The following is an 18,758-nucleotide window of genomic DNA, read 5'->3' on the forward strand; positions in this document are numbered from 1 at the left end:
TCGGCTCAGCCGACGCTCGTGAAGATGTCGATGGAGCCGGACTTCAGCGTGACGATCGCGCGCTTGGTGTCCTTGCGCTTGCCGGTGCCGAACTTCGTGCGGCGGGTCTTGCCCTGGCGGTTCAGCGTGTTGATCGACGCGACCTCGACGCCGAAGATCTTCTCGATGGCGAGCTTGATCTCGGTCTTGTTCGAACGCGGGTCGACCACGAAGGTGTACTTGCCCTCGTCGATCAGGCCGTAGGACTTCTCCGAGACCACCGGGGAGATGATGACGTCGCGGGGGTCCTTGTTGAACGCGGCGGACTGGCTCATGCGTTCACCTCTTCCTTGTTGGACTCGACGCCCGACTTGGCCGCGATGAACGCGTCGAGCGCGCCCTTCGAGAACACGATGTCGTCGGAGACGAGCACGTCGTACGCGTTGAGCTGGTCGGCCGGCAGGATGTGCACGAACGGCACGTTGCGGAGCGAGAGCTCGGCGATGTAGTCGTCGCGCTCGAGCACCACGAGGACGTTGCGCGACACCGAGAGGGCGTCGAGCAGGACGAGGACGTCCTTGGTCCGGGGTGTGTCGCCGAGGGCGAGGGACTCGACCACGTGGATGCGGGCACCGCGGGCGCGGTCCGAGAGAGCGCCGAGCAGAGCCGCGGCGATCATCTTCTTGGGGGTGCGCTGCGCGTAGCTGCGGGGGGTCGGTCCGTGGACCACGCCACCACCGGTCATGTGCGGGGCGCGGATCGAGCCCTGACGAGCGCGACCGGTTCCCTTCTGCTTGAACGGCTTGCGACCGGCTCCGGAGACCTCACCGCGGTTCTTCGTCTTGTGGGTTCCCTGGCGCGCCGCGGCGAGCTGGGCCACGACGACCTGGTGGATGAGGGGGATGTTGGTCTGGACGTCGAAGAGTGCGGCGGGGAGCTCGACCGAGCCCGCCTTCTGGCCCTTGACGTCGATGATGTCGACAGAGGTAGCCATGGAACTACGCTCCCTTCACGGCGTTGCGAACGAACACGAGGCGACCGCGGGCACCGGGGACGGCGCCCTTGACGAGCAGCAGGCCCTTCTCGGCGTCGACGGAGTGCACCTTGAGGTTGAGCACGGTGACGCGCTCGCCACCCATGCGACCGGCCATGCGCATGCCCTTGAAGACACGGCTGGGGGTCGAGGAGGCGCCGATGGAGCCGGGCTTGCGGTGGTTGCGGTGCGAACCGTGCGAAGCCGAGACGCCCTTGAAGTTGTGACGCTTCATGACGCCGGCGAAGCCCTTGCCCTTGCTGGTGCCGACGACGTCGACCTTGGTGCCGGCCTCGAAGACGGCGTCCACGGTCAGCTCCTGGCCGGCCGAGTAGTCGGCGGCGTCGGAGGTGCGGACCTCGGTGAGGTGGCGGCGGGGGGTGACGCCCGCGGCGTCGAAGTGACCGGCGGCGGGCTTGTTCACCTTGCGCGGGTCGATCGCACCGGCGGCGAGCTGGACGGCGGTGTAGCCGTCCTTCTCCTCCGTGCGGACCTGGGTCACGACGTTGGGGCTGATCTCGATGACGGTGACCGGCACGAGCTTGTTGTTCTCGTCCCAGACCTGGGTCATTCCGAGCTTGGTGCCGAGGAGGCCCTTGCTGGTCTTCAGCGTGGGGGAAACAGTGACAGACATGGTGGCACTCCTCCTTAGAGCTTGATCTCGATGTTGACGTCGGCCGGCAGGTCGAGGCGCATGAGCGAGTCGACGGCCTTGGGCGTCGGGTCGATGATGTCGATGAGGCGCTTGTGGGTGCGCATCTCGAAGTGCTCGCGGCTGTCCTTGTACTTGTGGGGAGAACGGATCACGCAGACCACGTTCTTCTCGGTCGGCAGCGGCACGGGGCCGACCACCGTTGCACCGGCACGGGTGACCGTGTCGACGATCTTGCGCGCCGACGTGTCGATGACCTCGTGGTCGTACGACTTCAGTCGGATGCGGATCTTCTGTCCCGCCATGTGTGATCTCTCACTCTCTTGTTATTGCGTCGTACGCGACTCCCCCGGCCGGAGCCGGAATCGTCTCGCATTGGACGCGCTCGCGAAGGAACTCCGGTGACCCGGAAAAGTGCAACCAGTGTTCTTCTGTCAAAAGCACCGCACCCTCGGGGCGCTCCGATCGGCGTGCAGAACGCACGACGCACGGAGAGACCGTTGAATGTCGGTTGTTGTCGTTCTGCTACCCGCCGCCTCGACGTCGCACCCGCGTGGCCGCCCTCTCGGGTCGAGCCTCCGCGATGCCGTCTCGGCACTGCCTGGCAGTGTCCCCCTGCGAGCAGCACGCCGCCCGAGAGGAAATTTTGAACTAGAAGAGTCTCCCACAGATGCCCCACCCCTGCAACCCGGGCGTGTCGCGCCGGAGGGCTCCTCCGCGAGCACGTCGTACGGCCCTGGGGAGCCGGTCGGTCCGAGCAGCAGCGCGGGTCGGAGCGCCTCCCCCGCTACTCGAAGAGCAGCGCCCGGACGGCGGTCTCGGCCGACGCGGGGCGCGACGCGTCGATGGTCTCGCCGGCGCGGAAGTGGTCCAGCAGCCGCGGGTCGACGTAGCTGGCGCGGGCGACCGTCGGCGTGTTCCCGAGCACGTCCGAGGCGTCGCGCATCGCCTGGGCGATCGCGGAGTTCCGAGCGCGCTGCGTGGCCCGCGGGCCCGACTTCGCCAGGCTCAGCGCGGCCGCGACCGTGCCGTGCAGAGTGCGGAAGTCCTTCGCCGTGAAGTCGTCGCCGGCGCGCTCGCGCACGTAGTCGTTGATCTCGGGCGCCGAGACCGGCCGCCACTCCCGCCCGTCCTTCCAGGCGAGCAGGCGGGCGTTCGGCCCACGACGCTTGAGAGCACGGACGACGCGCGAGAGGTCGTGGTCGAGGATCTCGCTCGTCCACGCCTGATGGCTCTTCCCGGGGAAGGCGAGGGCGACCCGGTCCCCGTGGGTCGTGGCGTGCGCGCACAGGAGCGTCGAGAGGCCGATGCTGCCGTGCTCCTTCGCGTACCTCTCGCTGCCGACGCGGAGCGATCCGGTGTCGAGCATCCGGAAGGCGGTGGCCAGCGCGCGCTCGCGGCTGGGTCCGTCCGAGCGGAGGGCGATGGTCACGGCCCGGCGCGCCCCCGGCAGGGCCTCCGCGAGCCGCAGCGCCCGGTCGAACTTGATCCGGTCCTTCTGCTCGCGCCAGGTCGGATGGTAGATGTACTGGCGGCGGCCGGCGGAGTCGACACCGGTGGCCTGGATGTGCCCGTTGGGGTACGGGGCGATCCAGACGTCCGTCCAGGCCGGCGGGATGCCGAGACGGTCGAAGCGCGCGCGCAGCTCCTTGTCGGCGACGGTCGCGCCCTTCGGGTCGCGGTAGCTGAAGCCGGAGCCCGCGCGCACCCGGGTGTAGCCGCGCCCGCTCGAATCGGTCCTACGGAGTCGTCGCGCGCGAGTGTCAGCCATCGATCCGACGATAGGACGGCGGATCCGAGGCCCGCACCCGCTTGACGGCGGGGACGAGCAGTCGGTCGGCAGCCGCTACTCGTTGCCGATCCGCTTGTCGGCCTGGCGCTTCAGGTCCTCGATGCGGTCGTCGTACTTGCCGTTGGTGAGGCGGCTGGCGATCTCGCCCGCCTTCTCGAGGGTCTGGTCGGAGACCTGCTCGGCCTTCTCGCTCCGCAGCGCGTCCTGGGCCTTCCGGCTGTTGAGGAGTTCGCCGGCCTGGCGTCCGAGCTTCCCGAGATCCACGATGATGCCTCCTTGTAAACGCGCACAGGGCGGCGCGTGCCTCAGTGTGGCGCTCCCGGCTGGGGGAACGGTGCGGGCGCGCCGGTCAACCGGCCAGTGCGATCACCTGCTCCACTGCGTCTGCCAGGGCGCGGCCGTAGGAGGGACCGTGACCGGCGGCGTGGACGGCGAGCGGGTGCAGCTGGTGGAGCGGCACCCGCTCCTCGTAGCCGGCCCCCAGCGGATGCTGGTCGCGGTAGCCCTGGAGGACGGCGTCGAGGTGCGGAGCGCCGAAGAGGGCCAGCATCGCCAGATCGGTCTCGCGGTGTCCCCCGTGAGCGGCGGGGTCGATCAGGACGGCGCCGTCCGCCGTCCAGAGCACGTTGCCGGTCCAGAGGTCCCCGTGGATCCGGGCGGGCCCCGCACCGTCGTCGAAGGCTCCGGCCGCCACCCGGCCCAGAGCCTGCTCGACGAGCCGCGACTCGGCTGCCGTGAGGTTGCCCGCCTCCACGGCGGGGCCGAGGAACGGCCGCGCCCGCTGCTCCGCGTAGAAACGCCCCCACGAGTCGTCCGGGCGGCACGGCATCTCGCGGCGGCCGATGTAGGCGGGGCCGGTCCATCCCGGGGGCGGCGCTCCGAACGCCGCGGCTCCGGCGTCGTGCGTCCGGGCGAGCGCGGCGCCGAAGGCCCGAGCCGACTCGGCGGAGGGTCGCGCGGAGCGGATCTCCTCCAGCTCGATGCGCCCGGGCGACACCCTCTCCACCCCGACACAGCGCGCACCGCCGTCCGCCTCGCGCAGCCAGTCCAGGCCGGCCGCCTCCCACTCGAAGAACTGCGGGAGGGCACGGGGGTCGCTCTTCACGAAGGGCATGCCGCCACGCTAGCCGGGCGTCCCCGGGAACGACGAGAGGGGCCGCCCGCCGAAGCGGACGACCCCTCTCGAGAGATCAGTAGGACGGACCTACTTGATGATCTTGGTGACCGTACCGGCACCCACGGTGCGTCCACCCTCACGGATGGCGAAGCCGAGGCCCTCCTCCATGGCGATCGGCTGGATCAGCGCGACCGTCATGTCGGTGGTGTCGCCGGGCATGACCATCTCGGTGCCCTCGGGCAGCGTGATGACGCCGGTGACGTCGGTGGTGCGGAAGTAGAACTGCGGACGGTAGTTCGCGTAGAACGGGTTGTGACGCCCACCCTCATCCTTGGACAGGATGTACGCGGTGCCCTCGAAGTCCGTGTGCGGCGTGACCGAACCCGGCTTGACGACGACCTGGCCGCGCTCGACGTCCTCGCGCTTGGTGCCGCGGAGGAGCAGACCGCAGTTCTCGCCGGCCCAGGCCTCGTCGAGCTGCTTGTGGAACATCTCGATTCCGGTGACCGTGGTCTTCTGCGTCGGGCGGATGCCGACGATCTCGACCTCGGAGTTCAGAGCGAGGGTTCCACGCTCCGCACGGCCGGTGACGACGGTTCCACGACCGGTGATCGTGAAGACGTCCTCGATCGGCATGAGGAACGGCTTGTCCTTGTCGCGCACCGGGTCCGGGATGGACTCGTCGACCGCGTCCATCAGGTCGAGGATCGACTGGGTCCAGGTGTCGTCGCCCTCAAGGGCCTTGAGGCCGGAGACGCGCACGACGGGGGCGTCGTCGCCGGGGAAGCCCTGCGACGAGAGGAGCTCGCGGACCTCGAGCTCGACGAGCTCCAGGATCTCCTCGTCGTCCACCATGTCGGCCTTGTTCAGCGCGACGAGGAGGTAGGGGACGCCGACCTGCTTGGCGAGGAGGACGTGCTCACGGGTCTGAGCCATCGGGCCGTCGGTGGCGGCGACCACGAGGATCGCGCCGTCCATCTGGGCCGCGCCGGTGATCATGTTCTTGATGTAGTCGGCGTGACCCGGAGCGTCGACGTGCGCGTAGTGGCGCTTCGGCGTCTCGTACTCGACGTGCGAGATGTTGATCGTGATGCCGCGCTGGCGCTCCTCGGGAGCGGAGTCGATCGACGCGAAGTCACGCTGGACGTTGGTCGCGGACGGGAACTTGTCCGCCAGAACCTTCGAGATCGCCGCGGTGAGCGTGGTCTTTCCGTGGTCGACGTGACCGATGGTTCCGATGTTGACGTGCGGCTTGGTCCGCTCGAACTTGGCCTTAGCCACTGTGGGTCCTCCTCAGGACTTAGGTGCAAGCATCCGCATCCGGGCGGCCGCACGGGGCGGCACGAGGACAGGAGGACTTGCGGGGGTTTTGTGTACGTATGTTACCGGCAGTGGTCGTGCGGCCGTCCCGCTGCGACAGGGGGCGCGCTGCACTCGGCAGCAAACCCGCACGACACTACCAGGCCGCCGCCGTTCCGGGGAACGGCGACGGCCCAGGGGCGGAGCTACTCGCCCTTGTTCTTCTGGACGATCTCCTCGGCCACGGCCTTGGGGACCTCGGCGTAGGTCTCGAACGTCATCGAGTAGACGGCGCGGCCCGAGGTCTTCGAGCGCAGGTCTCCGATGTAGCCGAACATCTCGGAAAGCGGGACGTTGGCCCGGATGACCTTGATGCCGGTGGCGTCCTCCATCGACTGGATCATCCCGCGACGCGAGTTGATGTCGCCGATGACGTCGCCCATGTACTCCTCGGGAGTACGGACCTCGACGGCCATGAGCGGCTCGAGGAGGACCGGCTGCGCCTTGCGCGAGGCCTCCTTGAACGCGATCGAGCCGGCGATCTTGAACGCCATCTCGGAGGAGTCGACGTCGTGCGCCGCTCCGTCGACCAGGGTCGCCTTCACGCCGACCATGGGGTAGCCGGCGAGCACGCCGACCTGCATGGCGTCGCGGATGCCCGCGTCGACGGAGGGGATGTACTCGCGCGGGACGCGGCCACCGGTGACGCCGTTGACGAACTCGTAGGTCTTGTCGGCCTCGACCTCCATCGGCTCGATGGTGATCTGGACCTTCGCGAACTGGCCGGAGCCACCCGTCTGCTTCTTGTGGGTGTAGTCGTACTTCTCGACCGTGCGGCGGATCGTCTCGCGGTACGCGACCTGGGGCTTGCCCACGTTGGCCTCGACGTTGAACTCGCGCTTCATGCGGTCGACCAGGATGTCGAGGTGCAGCTCGCCCATTCCCTTGATGACCGTCTGACCGGTCTCCTGGTTCTGCTCGGTGCGGAAGGTGGGGTCCTCCTCGGCGAGCTTCTGGATCGCGGTGCCGAGCTTCTCCTGGTCCGCCTTCGTCTTGGGCTCGATGGCGACCTCGATGACGGGCTCCGGGAAGGTCATCGACTCGAGCACGACCTGCGCGGCCGGGTCGCTCAGGGTGTCACCGGTGGTGGTGTCCTTGAGGCCGATGACGGCGTAGATGTGGCCGGCGGTGACCGAGTCGACCGGGTTCTCCTTGTTGGAGTGCATCTGGAAGATCTTGCCGATGCGCTCCTTCTTGCCCTTGGTCGAGTTGATGACCTGGGCGCCGGAGTCGAGCTTGCCCGAGTAGACGCGGACGTATGTCAGGCGGCCGAAGAACGGGTGCACGGCGACCTTGAACGCGAGCGCCGAGAAGGGCTCGGTCGAGTCCGCGTGGCGCATGATGACCTTCTCCTCGTCGCGGACGTCGTGCGCCTCGATGGCGGGGACGTCGAGCGGGGAGGGGAGGTAGTCCACGACAGCGTCGAGCATCGGCTGGACGCCGCGGTTCTTGAACGCCGAGCCGCAGAGCACCGGGTAGATCTCGGAGTTGACGGTCATCTTGCGGATGGCGCCCTTGATCTCCGCGACGGTGAGCTCCTCGCCGCCGAAGTACTTCTCGAGCAGCTCGTCGGAGGTCTCCGCGACGGTCTCGAGGAGCTTCTCGCGGTACTCCGCCGCCTTGTCGGCGAGGTCGGCCGGGATCTCCTCGATCTCGTACTTCGCGCCGAGCGCGACGTCACCCTTCGAGTCGCCGCGCCACGTGAGCGCGCGCATCTCGACCAGGTCGACGACGCCCTCGAAGGAGGACTCCGCGCCGATGGGCAGCTGGATGACCAGCGGCTTCGCGCCGAGGCGCTTGATGATCGTGTCGACCGTGTAGTAGAAGTCGGCGCCGAGCTTGTCCATCTTGTTGACGAAGCAGATGCGCGGGACGTCGTACTTGTCGGCCTGACGCCAGACGGTCTCGGACTGGGGCTCGACGCCCTCCTTGCCGTCGAAGACGGCGACGGCGCCGTCGAGGACGCGGAGCGAGCGCTCGACCTCGACCGTGAAGTCGACGTGACCGGGGGTGTCGATGATGTTGATCTGGTTCTTGTTCCAGAAGCAGGTCGTCGCGGCGGACGTGATCGTGATGCCGCGCTCCTGCTCCTGCGCCATCCAGTCCATCGTCGCGGCGCCGTCGTGGACCTCGCCGATCTTGTGCGTGATACCCGTGTAGAACAGGATGCGCTCGGTGGTGGTGGTCTTGCCGGCATCGATGTGGGCCATGATGCCGATGTTGCGGACCTTGTTCAGGTCGGTGAGCACATCTTGTGCCACGGAGTTCCTCCGATAGGTGATGGAGCCAGCGCACCGGGTTCATGGCCGAATGGCTGGGATTCTGGTGGTGGCGGTCGCCCGGTCGCGGGGATCGGGCGATCCGCCGCCGGGACCGGGCCCGCAGCGGTGACGCCGCGGGCCCGGTGGTCGCGGTCGCCCGGAGGCGGCCGCGGGGTGCGCTACCAGCGGTAGTGCGCGAAGGCCTTGTTCGACTCGGCCATCTTGTGGGTGTCCTCGCGACGCTTGACAGCGGCGCCCAGACCGTTCGACGCGTCGAGGATCTCGTTCATGAGACGCTCGGTCATCGTCTTCTCGCGACGGGCCTTCGCGTAGCTGGTGAGCCAGCGGAGCGCGAGGGTGTTGGCGCGGTGGGGCTTGACCTCGACCGGGACCTGGTAGGTCGAGCCGCCGACGCGGCGGCTGCGGACCTCGAGGGTCGGGCGGACGTTGTCGAGCGCCTTCTTGAGGGTGACGACCGCGTCCTGGCCGTTCTTGCCGGCGACGCCCTCGAGGGCACCGTAGACGATGCGCTCGGCGAGGCCCTTCTTGCCGTCCAGGAGGATCTTGTTGACGAGCTGGCTGACGATGGGGGCGCCGTAGACGGGGTCTGCGACGACGGGGCGCTTGGGAGCGGGGCCCTTACGAGGCATTACTTCTTCTCCATCTTCGCGCCGTACCGGCTGCGAGCCTGCTTGCGGTTCTTGACGGCCTGGGTGTCCAGGGCGCCGCGAACGATCTTGTAGCGGACACCGGGGAGGTCCTTGACGCGACCGCCGCGCACGAGCACCATCGAGTGCTCCTGCAGGTTGTGGCCCTCGCCGGGGATGTAGGCGGTGACCTCGGTGCCGTTGGAGAGCTTGACGCGGGCCACCTTGCGGAGGGCCGAGTTCGGCTTCTTGGGCGTGGTCGTGTAGACGCGCGTGCACACGCCGCGCTGCTGGGGGTTGGCCTTCAGGGCGGGCGCCTTGGTCTTGGTGACCTTCGGCGTGCGTCCCTTGCGGACCAACTGCTGAATCGTTGGCACTGGTTTTGCTCCTTGAATGCTGCACGGTGACAGCGGATCGATGGTCGACATTCGGCCCTCCCGTCTCCGGGAACGGCCGAGTTCATCTGGACCCGACGCACCCCGCGGCCCCGCGAGCGGGACCGGGAGGGTGAGGGGTATGCCGTGGGGGCCGCCCGATCGGACGAACCCGCGGATCCTCGCGGACCCGGTAGAGCGAAGTGCGGCGACCGCATCGACCCGGAGGCACGACACGAGCGCACGGCAAAGCGCACACCCGAAGAATATTACGGGGAGTGACGGGGCCGGTCAACCGAGCGGCGTTCACCCTGGGAGATGCCGCAGCGCCGCGACGGGCCACGCCGGGACTCCGCCGTCACTCCCGCTCGTCGCCCTCCCAGCCCCAGTGGGGGCTGCGGCCGCCGGCGTCGCGACGGGCCAGGATCAGGAGGAACACGAGCTGGACGGCCGCCGCGAGCACGCCGGTCGCGATCGCGAAGACAGTGGGGGCGTGGTCGAGGATCCAGCCGAGGATCTCCCCCGGCTCCTGGCGGCCGAGCCCGTAGAGCGCTCCGCCGGTGAGGAGGAAGAGCAGGTAGACGACGACCCCGGTCAGCAGCGACGGGCCGAGGACGCGGTGGACGGCGGGACGGGCGGCGAGGGTCACCATCGCGACCAGCACGGCGACGACGCAGACCGCCACCGACACCGGCCCCAGCAGCGGGCCGGCGTCGCGCTCGGGCACGACGTCCTGGTCCAGCAGGAGGCTGAGGACCCCGAACGCGCAGACGACCAGGGCGAGGTAGAGGAACGCGGCGAAGCCGGCCAGCGCGAGGCCGTAGCCCAGGCCGGCTCCGCGGCCCTGCCCCTGCCCCTCCGGAGTCACGACTGCGCGGCCGCTTCGCGCTCGGCGTTGCGGCGCTTGACGCCCCGGGCACGGCCCGCGATCGCGGCGCCGCCCCAGACGCTCGCCTCCCGGCCGAGGACGCCGGCGGCGAGGACCGCCGCGAGGACGGCGGGATCGCGGACGTAGTCGAGCGCGAGGGAGCGGTCGATCGGCAGGGCGAGCGGTCCGACGGCGCTCCAGCCGCCGACCAGCGCGGCCGCGGCCGTGAGGAGGGCGACGAGGAAGCCGCCGAGGACGTAGGCCCACCAGCCCGCGCGGTTCACGACCAGCACGATCAGCGCCAGGCCGACGAGGAACGCGGCCACCGGGGCGAGGAAGAGCGCGGTCGGCGCAGCGTCGAGCGCGAGGGCGACCGGGTCGCCGCCGACGCGATCGACGAGCAGGCGGATCGCCGTCAGGGCGACGAGGTACAGGACGGCGAAGACCGCGGTCGTCAGGAGGGCGAGCGCGAGGCCCGCGAGGCGGTTGCCGGAGCGCCGGACCGGCTCGGGCTCGGCCTCGATCGGCCCGAGGGCGCTGGGGGCGGACGCCGCGGCGGCCGGGGCGGCGGGCTCGACGGTCGGCTGACGGCCCGTCACGGGTTCGGGCCAGACGTACTCCCGGGTCGGCTGGGGTCCGGTTCCGCCGGACGTCTCGGTCGCGGAGGGGATCCGCGTGGTCTCGGCGTCGCTGCTCCAGGTCACCCGGACAGCATAGGCACGCCTTCCGCCGCGCCCGGTGCGCCGCGCGGCTCCCCGTCGACGGGGGACAGCGCCGACCGTCTACTCGAGCGGGTGGAGGAGGCGGTGCAGGAACTGCCGGGTGCGAGGCTCCCGCGGCTCCCGGAGGATCTCCGCAGGGGCGCCCCGCTCGACGACCACGCCGTCGGCCATGAAGACGACCTCCGAGGCCACCTGCCGGGCGAACTCGAGCTCGTGCGTCACGACGAGCATGGTCCAGCCCTCCCCCGCCAGCTCCCGCATCAGCGAGAGCACGTCGCCGACCAGCTCCGGGTCCAGCGCCGAGGTGGGTTCGTCGAAGAGGAGCAGATCGGGCCGCAGCGCGAGCGCCCGGACGATGCCCACGCGCTGCTGCTGACCGCCGGAGAGCTCGAAGGGGTAAGCGCTCCCCCGGCCGCCGAGGCCGACGCGCTCGAGCAGGCGCTCCGCCTCCGGGACCACCTCGGACGCGGGACGGCGCTGCACTCGCAGCGGCCCCTCCGTCACGTTCTGGAGGACGGTCAGGTGCGGGAAGAGGTTGAAGTGCTGGAAGACCATCGCGGAGTGGTCGCGCAGCCCGGTCAGCGCCTTCCGTCCGACGCCGCGGTCGAAGTCGAGGACGCTGCCGTCGGCGAGCTCGACCACCCCGCCGTCCGGCACCTCGAGGCTGTTCAGCGAGCGCAGGACGGTGGTCTTGCCCGAGCCCGAGGGCCCGATCAGGGCGACGACCTCGCCGCGGCGGATCTCCAGGTCGATGCCGCGCAGCACCTCCACCCCGCCGAACGACTTGCGGAGGCCGCGGGCCGTGAGCACGGGCCGCGCGTCGGTCGGAGTGTCAGCGGGCGACATAGCGGTCCAATCGCTTCTCGAGCAGGCCCTGGCCGCTGGAGAGCACCAGGCAGATGAGCCAGTAGATCAGAGCGGCCTCGAGGTAGAGGAGCATGAACTCGCTCGACGCGGTGGCGATCTTCTGCGCCTGCCGGAAGAGCTCGGTCACCAGGATGAGGGAGGCCAGCGAGGTGTCCTTCACCAGCGAGATGAAGGTGTTCGACAGCGGCGGGACGGAGACGCGCGCGGCCTGCGGGAGGATGATGCGCCGCAGCGAGAGCGAGCGGCTCATGCCGATCGTGTGCGCCGCCTCCCACTGCCCCTTCGGGACGCTGAGGATCGCCGCGCGGATCACCTCCGCCGCGTAGCCGCCCACGTTGAGGGCGAACGCGATGGTGGCGCTGGGCCAGGGATCGATCTTCAGTCCGAGGCTCGGCAGCCCGTAGAAGATCACGAACAGCTGCACCAGGAGCGGCGTGCCCCGGATGACGGAGATGTAGGCACGCGCGATCCAGGAGAGGATCCGCACCCGGGAGAGCCGCATCAGGGCGACCGCCAGCGCGAGCACGAGCCCGATGGCGAAGCTCGCCAGCGCGAGCGGGATCGTCCCGACGATGCCCCCGGAGAGGATCGGCCAGAACGACCGGAGGACGAGGTCCATTGTGTTCTCCCGCCTTCGCGGGAGGATCCGCGGTCGGCTCGATCGGGTGGTGGCGTCGGGGGCGGATCGTCTCCGCCTCCTGGGGAATGCTGGCACGCTTCGCGCCGGGGCGGGCGCCCTTGCGGGCGGACCCGCTGCCTGAGCCGCTCCGCCGCTCCCCCGCGTCGGGGCCGCTCACGCACGAGACGGCCCCTCCCGGAAGGGGAGGAGCCGCCTCGGGGTGGGGCTACTGGGAGACGTCGGCTCCGAAGTAGCGCTCGGAGATGGAGGCGAGGGTGCCGTCCTCGCGCAGCTCGTCGAGGGCGGAGTCGACGGCCTCGACGAGGTCGTCCGAGCCCTTCGGGAAGGTGAAGGCGCTCTCGGAGGTGTCGTCGGTGGTGACGGCGACCTTGAGGCCCGCGGCCTGGTCGGGGTAGGTCGTGGACCAGTCGAGCCAGGTGAGGCGGTCGTTCACGGTCGCGTCCACGCGGCCCTGCTCGACGAGGGCGATGGCCTGCGCCCAGCCCTCGACGCCCTCGACCTCGGCGCCGTTCTCCTGCGCGACGGTGTACCAGTTGCTCGAGAGCGACTGCGCGGTGGTCTTGCCGGAGAGGCCGGCGAGGTCGGTGATCGAGGTGTCGCTCGAGGGGACGATCACGACGCCGGGGCTGACCGAGTACGGCTCCGAGAAGTCGTACTTCGCCTCGCGCTCGTCGTTGATCGAGACCTGGTTCGCGATCACGTCGAAGCGCGCTCCGTCCAGGCCCGCGAACATCGCGTCCCACTGCGTCTCCTGGAAGTCGGGCTCGACGCCCAGCTTCTCGGCCACGGCGGTGATCACGTCGACGTCGTAGCCGGTGAGGGCTCCCGTCCCGCCGTCGGCGTGGAAGGAGAAGGGCGGGTAGGTGCCCTCGGTGCCGATGGTGAGCTTCCCCGAGTCCTCGACCTCGGCCAGTGTCAGGCCGGAGCTCGCGGAGGCGGTGCCCTCGCCGCTCGAGCCGGAGACCACGTCGTCGGTCGAGGCGGGCGCGCAGCCGGCGAGGACCAGGGCGGCGGCGGCGGCGGTCGTGCCGAGCAGGACGCGCAGGGAGGTGCGGGCGGAGAGGGTCACGGTGTTGTCCTTCGGTGCATCACGGAGTCGTGGCGGTCCCGCTGCGCCGGATGCGGCGCGGGGATCGACGAGGGGACGGGTCGTCCCGGGGCGGACCGCTGCTCGGCGGAACCGCCCGGAGTGACGATAACCAGTGGAGGGGGCGGCCCTATTCCCGGATGTCGCCGTGTGACGCCGGGAGTCCGGCCAGGAAGTGCTCGGCACCGGCGACCTCGTCGCTCGTGAGGCCCGCCGCCGACTCCGGACGCACCAGGTGGAAGGGGGTGCTCTGCTCGCGGGCCCAGTCGTAGGCGTCCTCGTGGAGGTTGTCGTCGATCCACACCACGGCGTCGATCGCGCCGCGCTCGGCGGCCGCCTCCAGCCACACCGCGACGGGCTGGAGCTTGCCCGTCCGGCCCGGGAACCGCGGGTCGCGCGGGAGGCCGCCGTCGAAGACGATCGCCTCCGTACCCGCCGGCAGCCCGAGGTCCTGGGCGAGGACCCGCGTCAAGCGCGGCGGCCAGGTCGTGGCCCACACGATCGTGCCGACCGCGGCCAGGCGGGCGACGAGCGCCGCCCGCTCCGGCTCGAGCTCCAGGCGGTGCGAGCCCGAGGCGCGATCGCTGCGGACGGAGGGGTTCAGGACGCCGTCGACGTCGAGCAGGATCAGGGCGGCCATGCCTGTCACCGTAGCGGCGGCGGGGCGGATCGCGCGAGGAGCGCTAGCGTGACGGGATGCCTCCGTCCCTCCTGCTGCCGGGAGGCCGCACAGCCGTGCTGGGGCCGGATCCCGTGCGGCCGGAGGCGCTGCTGCTCACGGTCGACGGCGCGGAGCAGTCGCTGATCGATCCGGGCGATCCCCGGGCTCTGCACCTCGAGTACCTCGCGCGCCTCGGCGCGGTGGTCGACGCCGCCGCCCCGCCCGGCGAGCCGCTGCGCGTGCTGCACCTCGGAGCCGGAGCCCTGGCCCTGGCCCGGTACGTCGCCGCGACCCGGCCGGGCTCCGAGCAGCTCGCGGTGGAGAGCGCGGCGGGACTCGTGGAGTTCGTGCTCGAGCACGCGCCGCTCCCCCGCGGCGCGCGCGTCCGACTCCTCACGGCCGACGCCGCAGGGCCCCTGCCGCCCTGGAGCGCCGACCTCGTCGTGCTCGACGTCTACGACGGGGACGAGATCCCGGAGGCGTTCTACCGCGCGTCCGTCCTCGCTCCGCTCGCCGCCCGGGTCGGCGCCGACGGGCTCCTCGCGGTCAATGTCGCCGACGACGCCGACCACCGGAGGCTGGACCGCCTGCGCGGGGTCGTCCGCGAGCTGCTCCCGGTGACCGCAGCGGTCGGATCGACCGCCTTCGTCGAGGGGCGCACCGGCGGGAACGCGATCCTGCTCGCCTCAGGCTCGGCGCTCGCCGACCACGTCGCCGGCCGCCTGCTGCAGGCCGGCCCGCACCCGGTCTCCGCCGCGGCGGATGGCGACGTCGTGGTCGCCGAGGTGGCGGTAGAAGTCGACCCGTGAGTCGAGAGTGACGCCGGTCTCGAGGTACTTGGCGCGGATCCGCTTGATGTAGGTGCGGACGGTGTGCTCGGCGACGCTGAGGTCGACCGCGACGGTGCGGACCGCGGCACCCGCTCCGTAGGCGCGCATCACACGGCTCTCCTGGGGGCTCAGCACCGGGCGGCGCTCCTCGCGCCCGTGCACGAGCCGGTGGCGGGCGGTGTCCGAGATCCAGGTGCGGCCGGAGGCGACGGAGACGACCGCCGCGGCGAGCTCGCTGGGGTCGTCGCCCTTCCAGACGTAGGCCGCTCTCTCCCGTCGCAGCACGGCCCGCACCGGCTCCAGGGAGTCGGAGGAGGAGAGCACGACGAGGCCGACGGTCCGGGTAGCCGCACGCTCGAGGGTGTCGGCCACCTCCTCGCCGGGCACACCGTCCAGGTCGAGGACCGCGATGCGGTCGACGCCCTCCTCGTCGTGCGAGAACTGCGGCAGCAGCTGCGCGAGCAGCGCCTGCAGCGCGGCGCGCTCGATCGCTGGTCCGTCGACGACGGCCAGCGTGAACCGATCGAATCCGGTCACGGGGGTCCCCTAGCAGGGGCAGGTTCGGGTCCGCCCCGGCTGCACCGTAGCGGTCCGCGACGTCGTCGTGCACGTGATGGGACATTCCGTCTCAGTGGGAGGACGCCCCCAGAGCGCTCCGGATCGGCTCACGGAGCGCATGGAGGACCACCCGCGGCACCGTGTCCGGCTAGTGTCCCTCTCCATGGACGACAGCGCAGAGGGCTCCCGGCGGGCCCGGAGGATCCCCGCGGAGCAGGTCCGCAGCCGCATGATCGCCACGGCGCGCGACGTCGTCTCCGACCACGGCCTCACGGTGAGCTTCGCGCACCTGCCCATGGAGGAGTACATCCGCCTGGCCGGCGTGCCGCGCAGCTCCGTCTACCGGATCTGGAGCACGCGCGAGGAGTTCGTGGCCGACCTGGTCGGCGAGGTCTTCGTGCGGGACCGGTACGCGGAGGGCGCCGATCCCGAGGCCCAGCAGGAGATGCGCGAGGTCTACGAGCGCTCCACCGATCTGCTCTCCACGGCCGCCGGCCGCCGCCGGGTCGCCTGGGAGACCATCCGCATCGGGGCGCGGGCCAATGCCGAGTCGCTCCGCCGCTCCGCCGACTGGTCGTCGTACAACGCACTGCTCGCCTGCACCTTCTCGATGGAGGAGGGGCCTGCACGCGACGCCGTGCGCGCCACGGCGAAGCGGATCGAGGGCATGCTCACGCGCCGGATGCGCGACTTCTACGAGGAGACGCTGCAGGTCTTCGGCGGGACGATGCGCCCGGGATTCACGACGCTCCAGCTCGCCCACCTCACCGCGATCGTGATCGACGGGCTCGCCCACCGCGGCCGGCTCCTCGACGACGACCTCGACACTCCGGTGACCGCCCCCGGCCTCGACGGCGAGCCGGTCGAGTGGACCCTGGCGGCCTGGACGATCCGCTCGATCGTCGACGGGATGCTGGAGCCGGTCGCGGAGGACTGAGCGGACCTCGCGACCCGGATCACTCGTCCGGTTCGGTGAACCCGTCGATCAGCAGCAGCACCGACACCACCGCCAGCGACGGTCCGTCGGGATCGGCCGGGTCGAGCGGGCCGGTCACCAGCTCCGGTGCCGCGATCCGCGCGATGCACAGACCCTCGATCAGGGCCGAGACGGCGGAGGCGAGAGCGGCGGCGCCGCGGTCCGGGCGCAGCCGGAGCCCCGCCTCGGCGAGGGTGTGCTCGTAGTACTTCGCCATGTTGTCGATGAAGTGCAGCTGGCGGGACCGCAGAGCGGATCCGATGGCGGTCCGCGCCGGCTCCTCGTGCGAGCCCACCGCGCCGGCGAGAGCGATGAAGTTGCGCCAGTGCTGCGACGAGAAGACGTTGTCGACGTTCGCGTCGACGGCGACCCGGACGGAGGCGATCAGGGCCTCGCGGCGCTGCGCCGGGGTCGGCTCGGGGTCGAGGCTGCGGTGGAGGTGGGAGTTCCCGGCCCGCAGGGACGGCTGGTCGAGGCGGGTGGCGAGGACCCGCTCCGGGATCGCGGCGATCAGCTCGTCGTAGAACGACTGGCGAGTGGGCCAGATCCGGTACACGGTGCTGCGCGGAACACCCGCCGAGCGGATGACGTCCTCGAGGGGCAGGTGGGCGACTCCGACGCGCAGGCCCTCGGCGCGGACGACCGCGAGAGCGGCGTCCAGCAGGCGGGTGCGGACCTGCTCGCGGGTCAGGCGGGGAGGACGCGCCGGCTCCTCCGCATCGAGGGGGTCGTCGCTCATCAGGCCTCCGGCGCCGGGATGCACGGAGGAGCCTCCGACATCTACTGTCCAGCCGAGCGTACCCGGAGGGAGCGCGGAACGTGAGAGGAGATCGGAGACGGGCGCGGCCCGCGCATGCGGCTCGGGTGCCGCGCGGGCCGCGCTGCCTGTCCCCCAGGCGGCCTCCCCATGGGCCGGTCCGACCGTATGCTTCCCGACAGACGTCCGTCAACTGACGCGACATGGTGTCTCCTCGGCGGTGTCCGCCGACCCGTCACTACGACCGCCTCCGGGACTCCTCCGCCGCCGGGAGCGCCCTCGCCGCGGTCTGCGCTCGAGAGGCGTGCGGAGCGGACAGCTCGCCCGCGACGACGTCCGACACGACGCCGGTGGCGTGCTCGACGAGGTCGAGGTTCCGAGTCAGCCGCGCGTGGTGGCACGGGCTCGCGTCGACGTCGACCACGAGCTTCGCGAAGCGCAGAGCATCGCCGAGCCGCGCGAACGGCGAGAGCTCGGCGACGAGGGACGGCACGTCCGCCGCGGCGAGGTAGGTGTAGCGGCAGGTCGAGACCACGTAGTCGTCGACTCCGGCCGTCGCCGATCCGGTCGCGACCATGATGTCGCCGAGGTCGACCGGCGCGGTGGCGAGGCCGAGCGCCACCGCGGCGGTCACCTGGATGTCACCCACCAGCGCCGTCACGTGCACGCCGGCGGGCCAGGGCGGCAGGGAGCCGAGCTCGGTCGATCCCGTCCGCAGGCCCTTGCCCGCCGCCGAGGCGAGGGCGTCGATCATCGGCACTCCCGTGCACTCCCCCGCGTACTCGGCGTCCTCCGAGACGGCGTCCCCGCAGGAGGCGAGCATCGCCGAGACGCTCAGCCGGCTCTGCGGGTCCAGTCCTGCGATCACCGCGGGGCTGACCTGGCCGGAGTCGTCGACCATCCGTCCGAGGCGCTCCGCGACGTCGGATCCCGTGTTCGGGGTGCCGAAGGTGAGGACGGACGAGACCATCGAGGCGACGGCGGTCCCGTCGACCGAGCCGCTCAGCGCCTGGCGGGCGGCGAGCCCTCCCATCGAGTGCGCGACGACGACGGCGCGGTGCCCGGTCGCGGAGACGAGGCAGGCGATCGAGGAGGCGAGCGCGTCGCTGATCCCCGGGTCGGTGACCCAGCGCGCGGCGAGCCGGCGGTAGTCGAAGGTGTAGACCGCGGCGCCGTCGATCTGCTGCAGCCGGCCGAGGAGGGACGGCTCGGGAGCGTCGAGCGGAGCGGTCGCCGACTCCGACGACACCATGTCGACGAGATGGGAGAAGGCCCCTGTGCGGTCGGCGTCGTGCGTCGCCGTGCCCAGCCAGCCGTGCAGCATCACGATGGGGACCAGCGCGGCGGCGGAGCGCGGCCGGACGTCGTCGCCCGCGAGCACGGGAGCCAGCTCCGCGACGCCGCAGGACGAGGGTGCGACCGCCTCTGCCGCCTCCGCCCGCACCGCGGGCACCACGACGACGCCGACCACCACGAGCAGTGCGGCCAGCACGACGATCACGAGTCTCATCCGCGCGTTTCCTCACGTGCCGCGACCAGGACGGGGAACGGGTACAGGCTCGACCCGACGAGCACCCA

21 protein-coding genes are annotated in these 18,758 nt (G+C 71.0%); 1 reads left to right on the top strand and 20 read right to left on the bottom strand.

The genetic code is table 11. The annotated features are described in order from the left end of the window. Positions 1–5: 5 nt before the first annotated feature. The 18 genes from rplW to C5C63_RS10760 form a co-directional block, all read right to left on the bottom strand. Positions 6–314, bottom strand: a complete 309-nt coding sequence (gene rplW / locus C5C63_RS10675; RefSeq protein ID WP_068209445.1) for a 50S ribosomal protein L23 — start codon at positions 312–314, stop codon at positions 6–8. Continuing rightward, a complete protein-coding gene (gene rplD, locus C5C63_RS10680; RefSeq protein ID WP_104224565.1) occupies positions 311–973 on the bottom strand; it encodes a 50S ribosomal protein L4 in 663 nt (220 codons plus the stop codon). Before rplD ends, rplW begins: the two co-directional genes overlap by 4 nt. Positions 974–977: 4 nt before the next feature. After that, positions 978–1,646, bottom strand: a complete 669-nt coding sequence (rplC, locus tag C5C63_RS10685; protein ID WP_104224566.1) for a 50S ribosomal protein L3 — start codon at positions 1,644–1,646, stop codon at positions 978–980. A gap of 14 nt (positions 1,647–1,660) precedes the next feature. After that, a complete protein-coding gene (gene rpsJ, locus C5C63_RS10690) occupies positions 1,661–1,969 on the bottom strand; it encodes a 30S ribosomal protein S10 (protein WP_005050520.1) in 309 nt (102 codons plus the stop codon). A 482-nt stretch (positions 1,970–2,451) separates the two neighbouring features. Beyond that, the gene (locus C5C63_RS10695) at positions 2,452–3,435 is read right to left on the bottom strand and encodes a DNA topoisomerase IB (protein WP_104233920.1); all 984 of its coding nucleotides are present in this window, start codon (positions 3,433–3,435) and stop codon (positions 2,452–2,454) included. Between the two features lie 75 nt (positions 3,436–3,510). After that, on the bottom strand, positions 3,511–3,720 hold the full coding sequence (locus tag C5C63_RS10700) for an antitoxin (RefSeq protein ID WP_159939075.1): 210 nt from the start codon (positions 3,718–3,720) through the stop codon (positions 3,511–3,513). 85 nt (positions 3,721–3,805) lie between these two features. Then, entirely contained in the window at positions 3,806–4,570 is a 765-nt protein-coding gene (locus C5C63_RS10705) for a fructosamine kinase family protein (protein WP_104326028.1), read from the bottom strand. A 90-nt stretch (positions 4,571–4,660) separates the two neighbouring features. Next, positions 4,661–5,854, bottom strand: a complete 1,194-nt coding sequence (tuf, locus tag C5C63_RS10710; protein ID WP_104224570.1) for an elongation factor Tu — start codon at positions 5,852–5,854, stop codon at positions 4,661–4,663. Between the two features lie 224 nt (positions 5,855–6,078). Continuing rightward, a complete protein-coding gene (fusA, locus tag C5C63_RS10715; protein WP_104224571.1) occupies positions 6,079–8,193 on the bottom strand; it encodes an elongation factor G in 2,115 nt (704 codons plus the stop codon). A gap of 179 nt (positions 8,194–8,372) precedes the next feature. Beyond that, positions 8,373–8,843, bottom strand: coding sequence for a 30S ribosomal protein S7 (rpsG, locus tag C5C63_RS10720; protein ID WP_068251443.1), 471 nt, complete (start codon positions 8,841–8,843; stop codon positions 8,373–8,375). Then, the gene (rpsL, locus tag C5C63_RS10725; protein WP_011186743.1) at positions 8,843–9,217 is read right to left on the bottom strand and encodes a 30S ribosomal protein S12; all 375 of its coding nucleotides are present in this window, start codon (positions 9,215–9,217) and stop codon (positions 8,843–8,845) included. Before rpsL ends, rpsG begins: the two co-directional genes overlap by 1 nt. Positions 9,218–9,572: 355 nt before the next feature. Beyond that, the gene (locus C5C63_RS10730; RefSeq protein WP_104326029.1) at positions 9,573–10,082 is read right to left on the bottom strand and encodes a DUF6121 family protein; all 510 of its coding nucleotides are present in this window, start codon (positions 10,080–10,082) and stop codon (positions 9,573–9,575) included. Beyond that, a complete protein-coding gene (locus C5C63_RS16725; RefSeq protein WP_146086381.1) occupies positions 10,079–10,786 on the bottom strand; it encodes a hypothetical protein in 708 nt (235 codons plus the stop codon). The genes C5C63_RS10730 and C5C63_RS16725 overlap by 4 nt, the downstream gene beginning before the upstream one ends. A gap of 78 nt (positions 10,787–10,864) precedes the next feature. After that, entirely contained in the window at positions 10,865–11,650 is a 786-nt protein-coding gene (locus C5C63_RS10740; protein ID WP_104288468.1) for an amino acid ABC transporter ATP-binding protein, read from the bottom strand. After that, on the bottom strand, positions 11,637–12,290 hold the full coding sequence (locus C5C63_RS10745; protein WP_104224574.1) for an amino acid ABC transporter permease: 654 nt from the start codon (positions 12,288–12,290) through the stop codon (positions 11,637–11,639). Before C5C63_RS10745 ends, C5C63_RS10740 begins: the two co-directional genes overlap by 14 nt. 226 nt (positions 12,291–12,516) lie before the next feature. Continuing rightward, positions 12,517–13,380: an amino acid ABC transporter substrate-binding protein gene (locus tag C5C63_RS10750; RefSeq protein ID WP_374953121.1), complete on the bottom strand. Its 864-nt coding sequence runs from the start codon at positions 13,378–13,380 to the stop codon at positions 12,517–12,519. A gap of 148 nt (positions 13,381–13,528) precedes the next feature. Further along, positions 13,529–14,038 (bottom strand): HAD domain-containing protein, encoded by a 510-nt coding sequence (locus C5C63_RS10755; protein ID WP_104233923.1) that lies wholly within the window; start codon positions 14,036–14,038, stop codon positions 13,529–13,531. A gap of 707 nt (positions 14,039–14,745) precedes the next feature. Beyond that, a complete protein-coding gene (locus C5C63_RS10760; protein ID WP_104267766.1) occupies positions 14,746–15,426 on the bottom strand; it encodes a LuxR C-terminal-related transcriptional regulator in 681 nt (226 codons plus the stop codon). Between the two features lie 184 nt (positions 15,427–15,610). On the opposite strand from C5C63_RS10760, the gene C5C63_RS10765 reads away from it, so the two are divergent. Then, positions 15,611–16,384: a TetR/AcrR family transcriptional regulator gene (locus C5C63_RS10765; protein ID WP_146083740.1), complete on the top strand. Its 774-nt coding sequence runs from the start codon at positions 15,611–15,613 to the stop codon at positions 16,382–16,384. 19 nt (positions 16,385–16,403) lie between these two features. Here C5C63_RS10765 and C5C63_RS10770 read toward each other — a convergent pair whose 3' ends face one another. Then, entirely contained in the window at positions 16,404–17,162 is a 759-nt protein-coding gene (locus tag C5C63_RS10770; RefSeq protein ID WP_104267764.1) for a TetR/AcrR family transcriptional regulator, read from the bottom strand. 256 nt (positions 17,163–17,418) lie between these two features. After that, positions 17,419–18,690: a triacylglycerol lipase gene (locus C5C63_RS10775; protein WP_104326030.1), complete on the bottom strand. Its 1,272-nt coding sequence runs from the start codon at positions 18,688–18,690 to the stop codon at positions 17,419–17,421. Between the last annotated feature and the right edge of the window lie 68 nt (positions 18,691–18,758).

Source organism: Rathayibacter sp. AY1B8, assembly GCF_002932775.1.
Taxonomy (GTDB): domain Bacteria; phylum Actinomycetota; class Actinomycetes; order Actinomycetales; family Microbacteriaceae; genus Rathayibacter.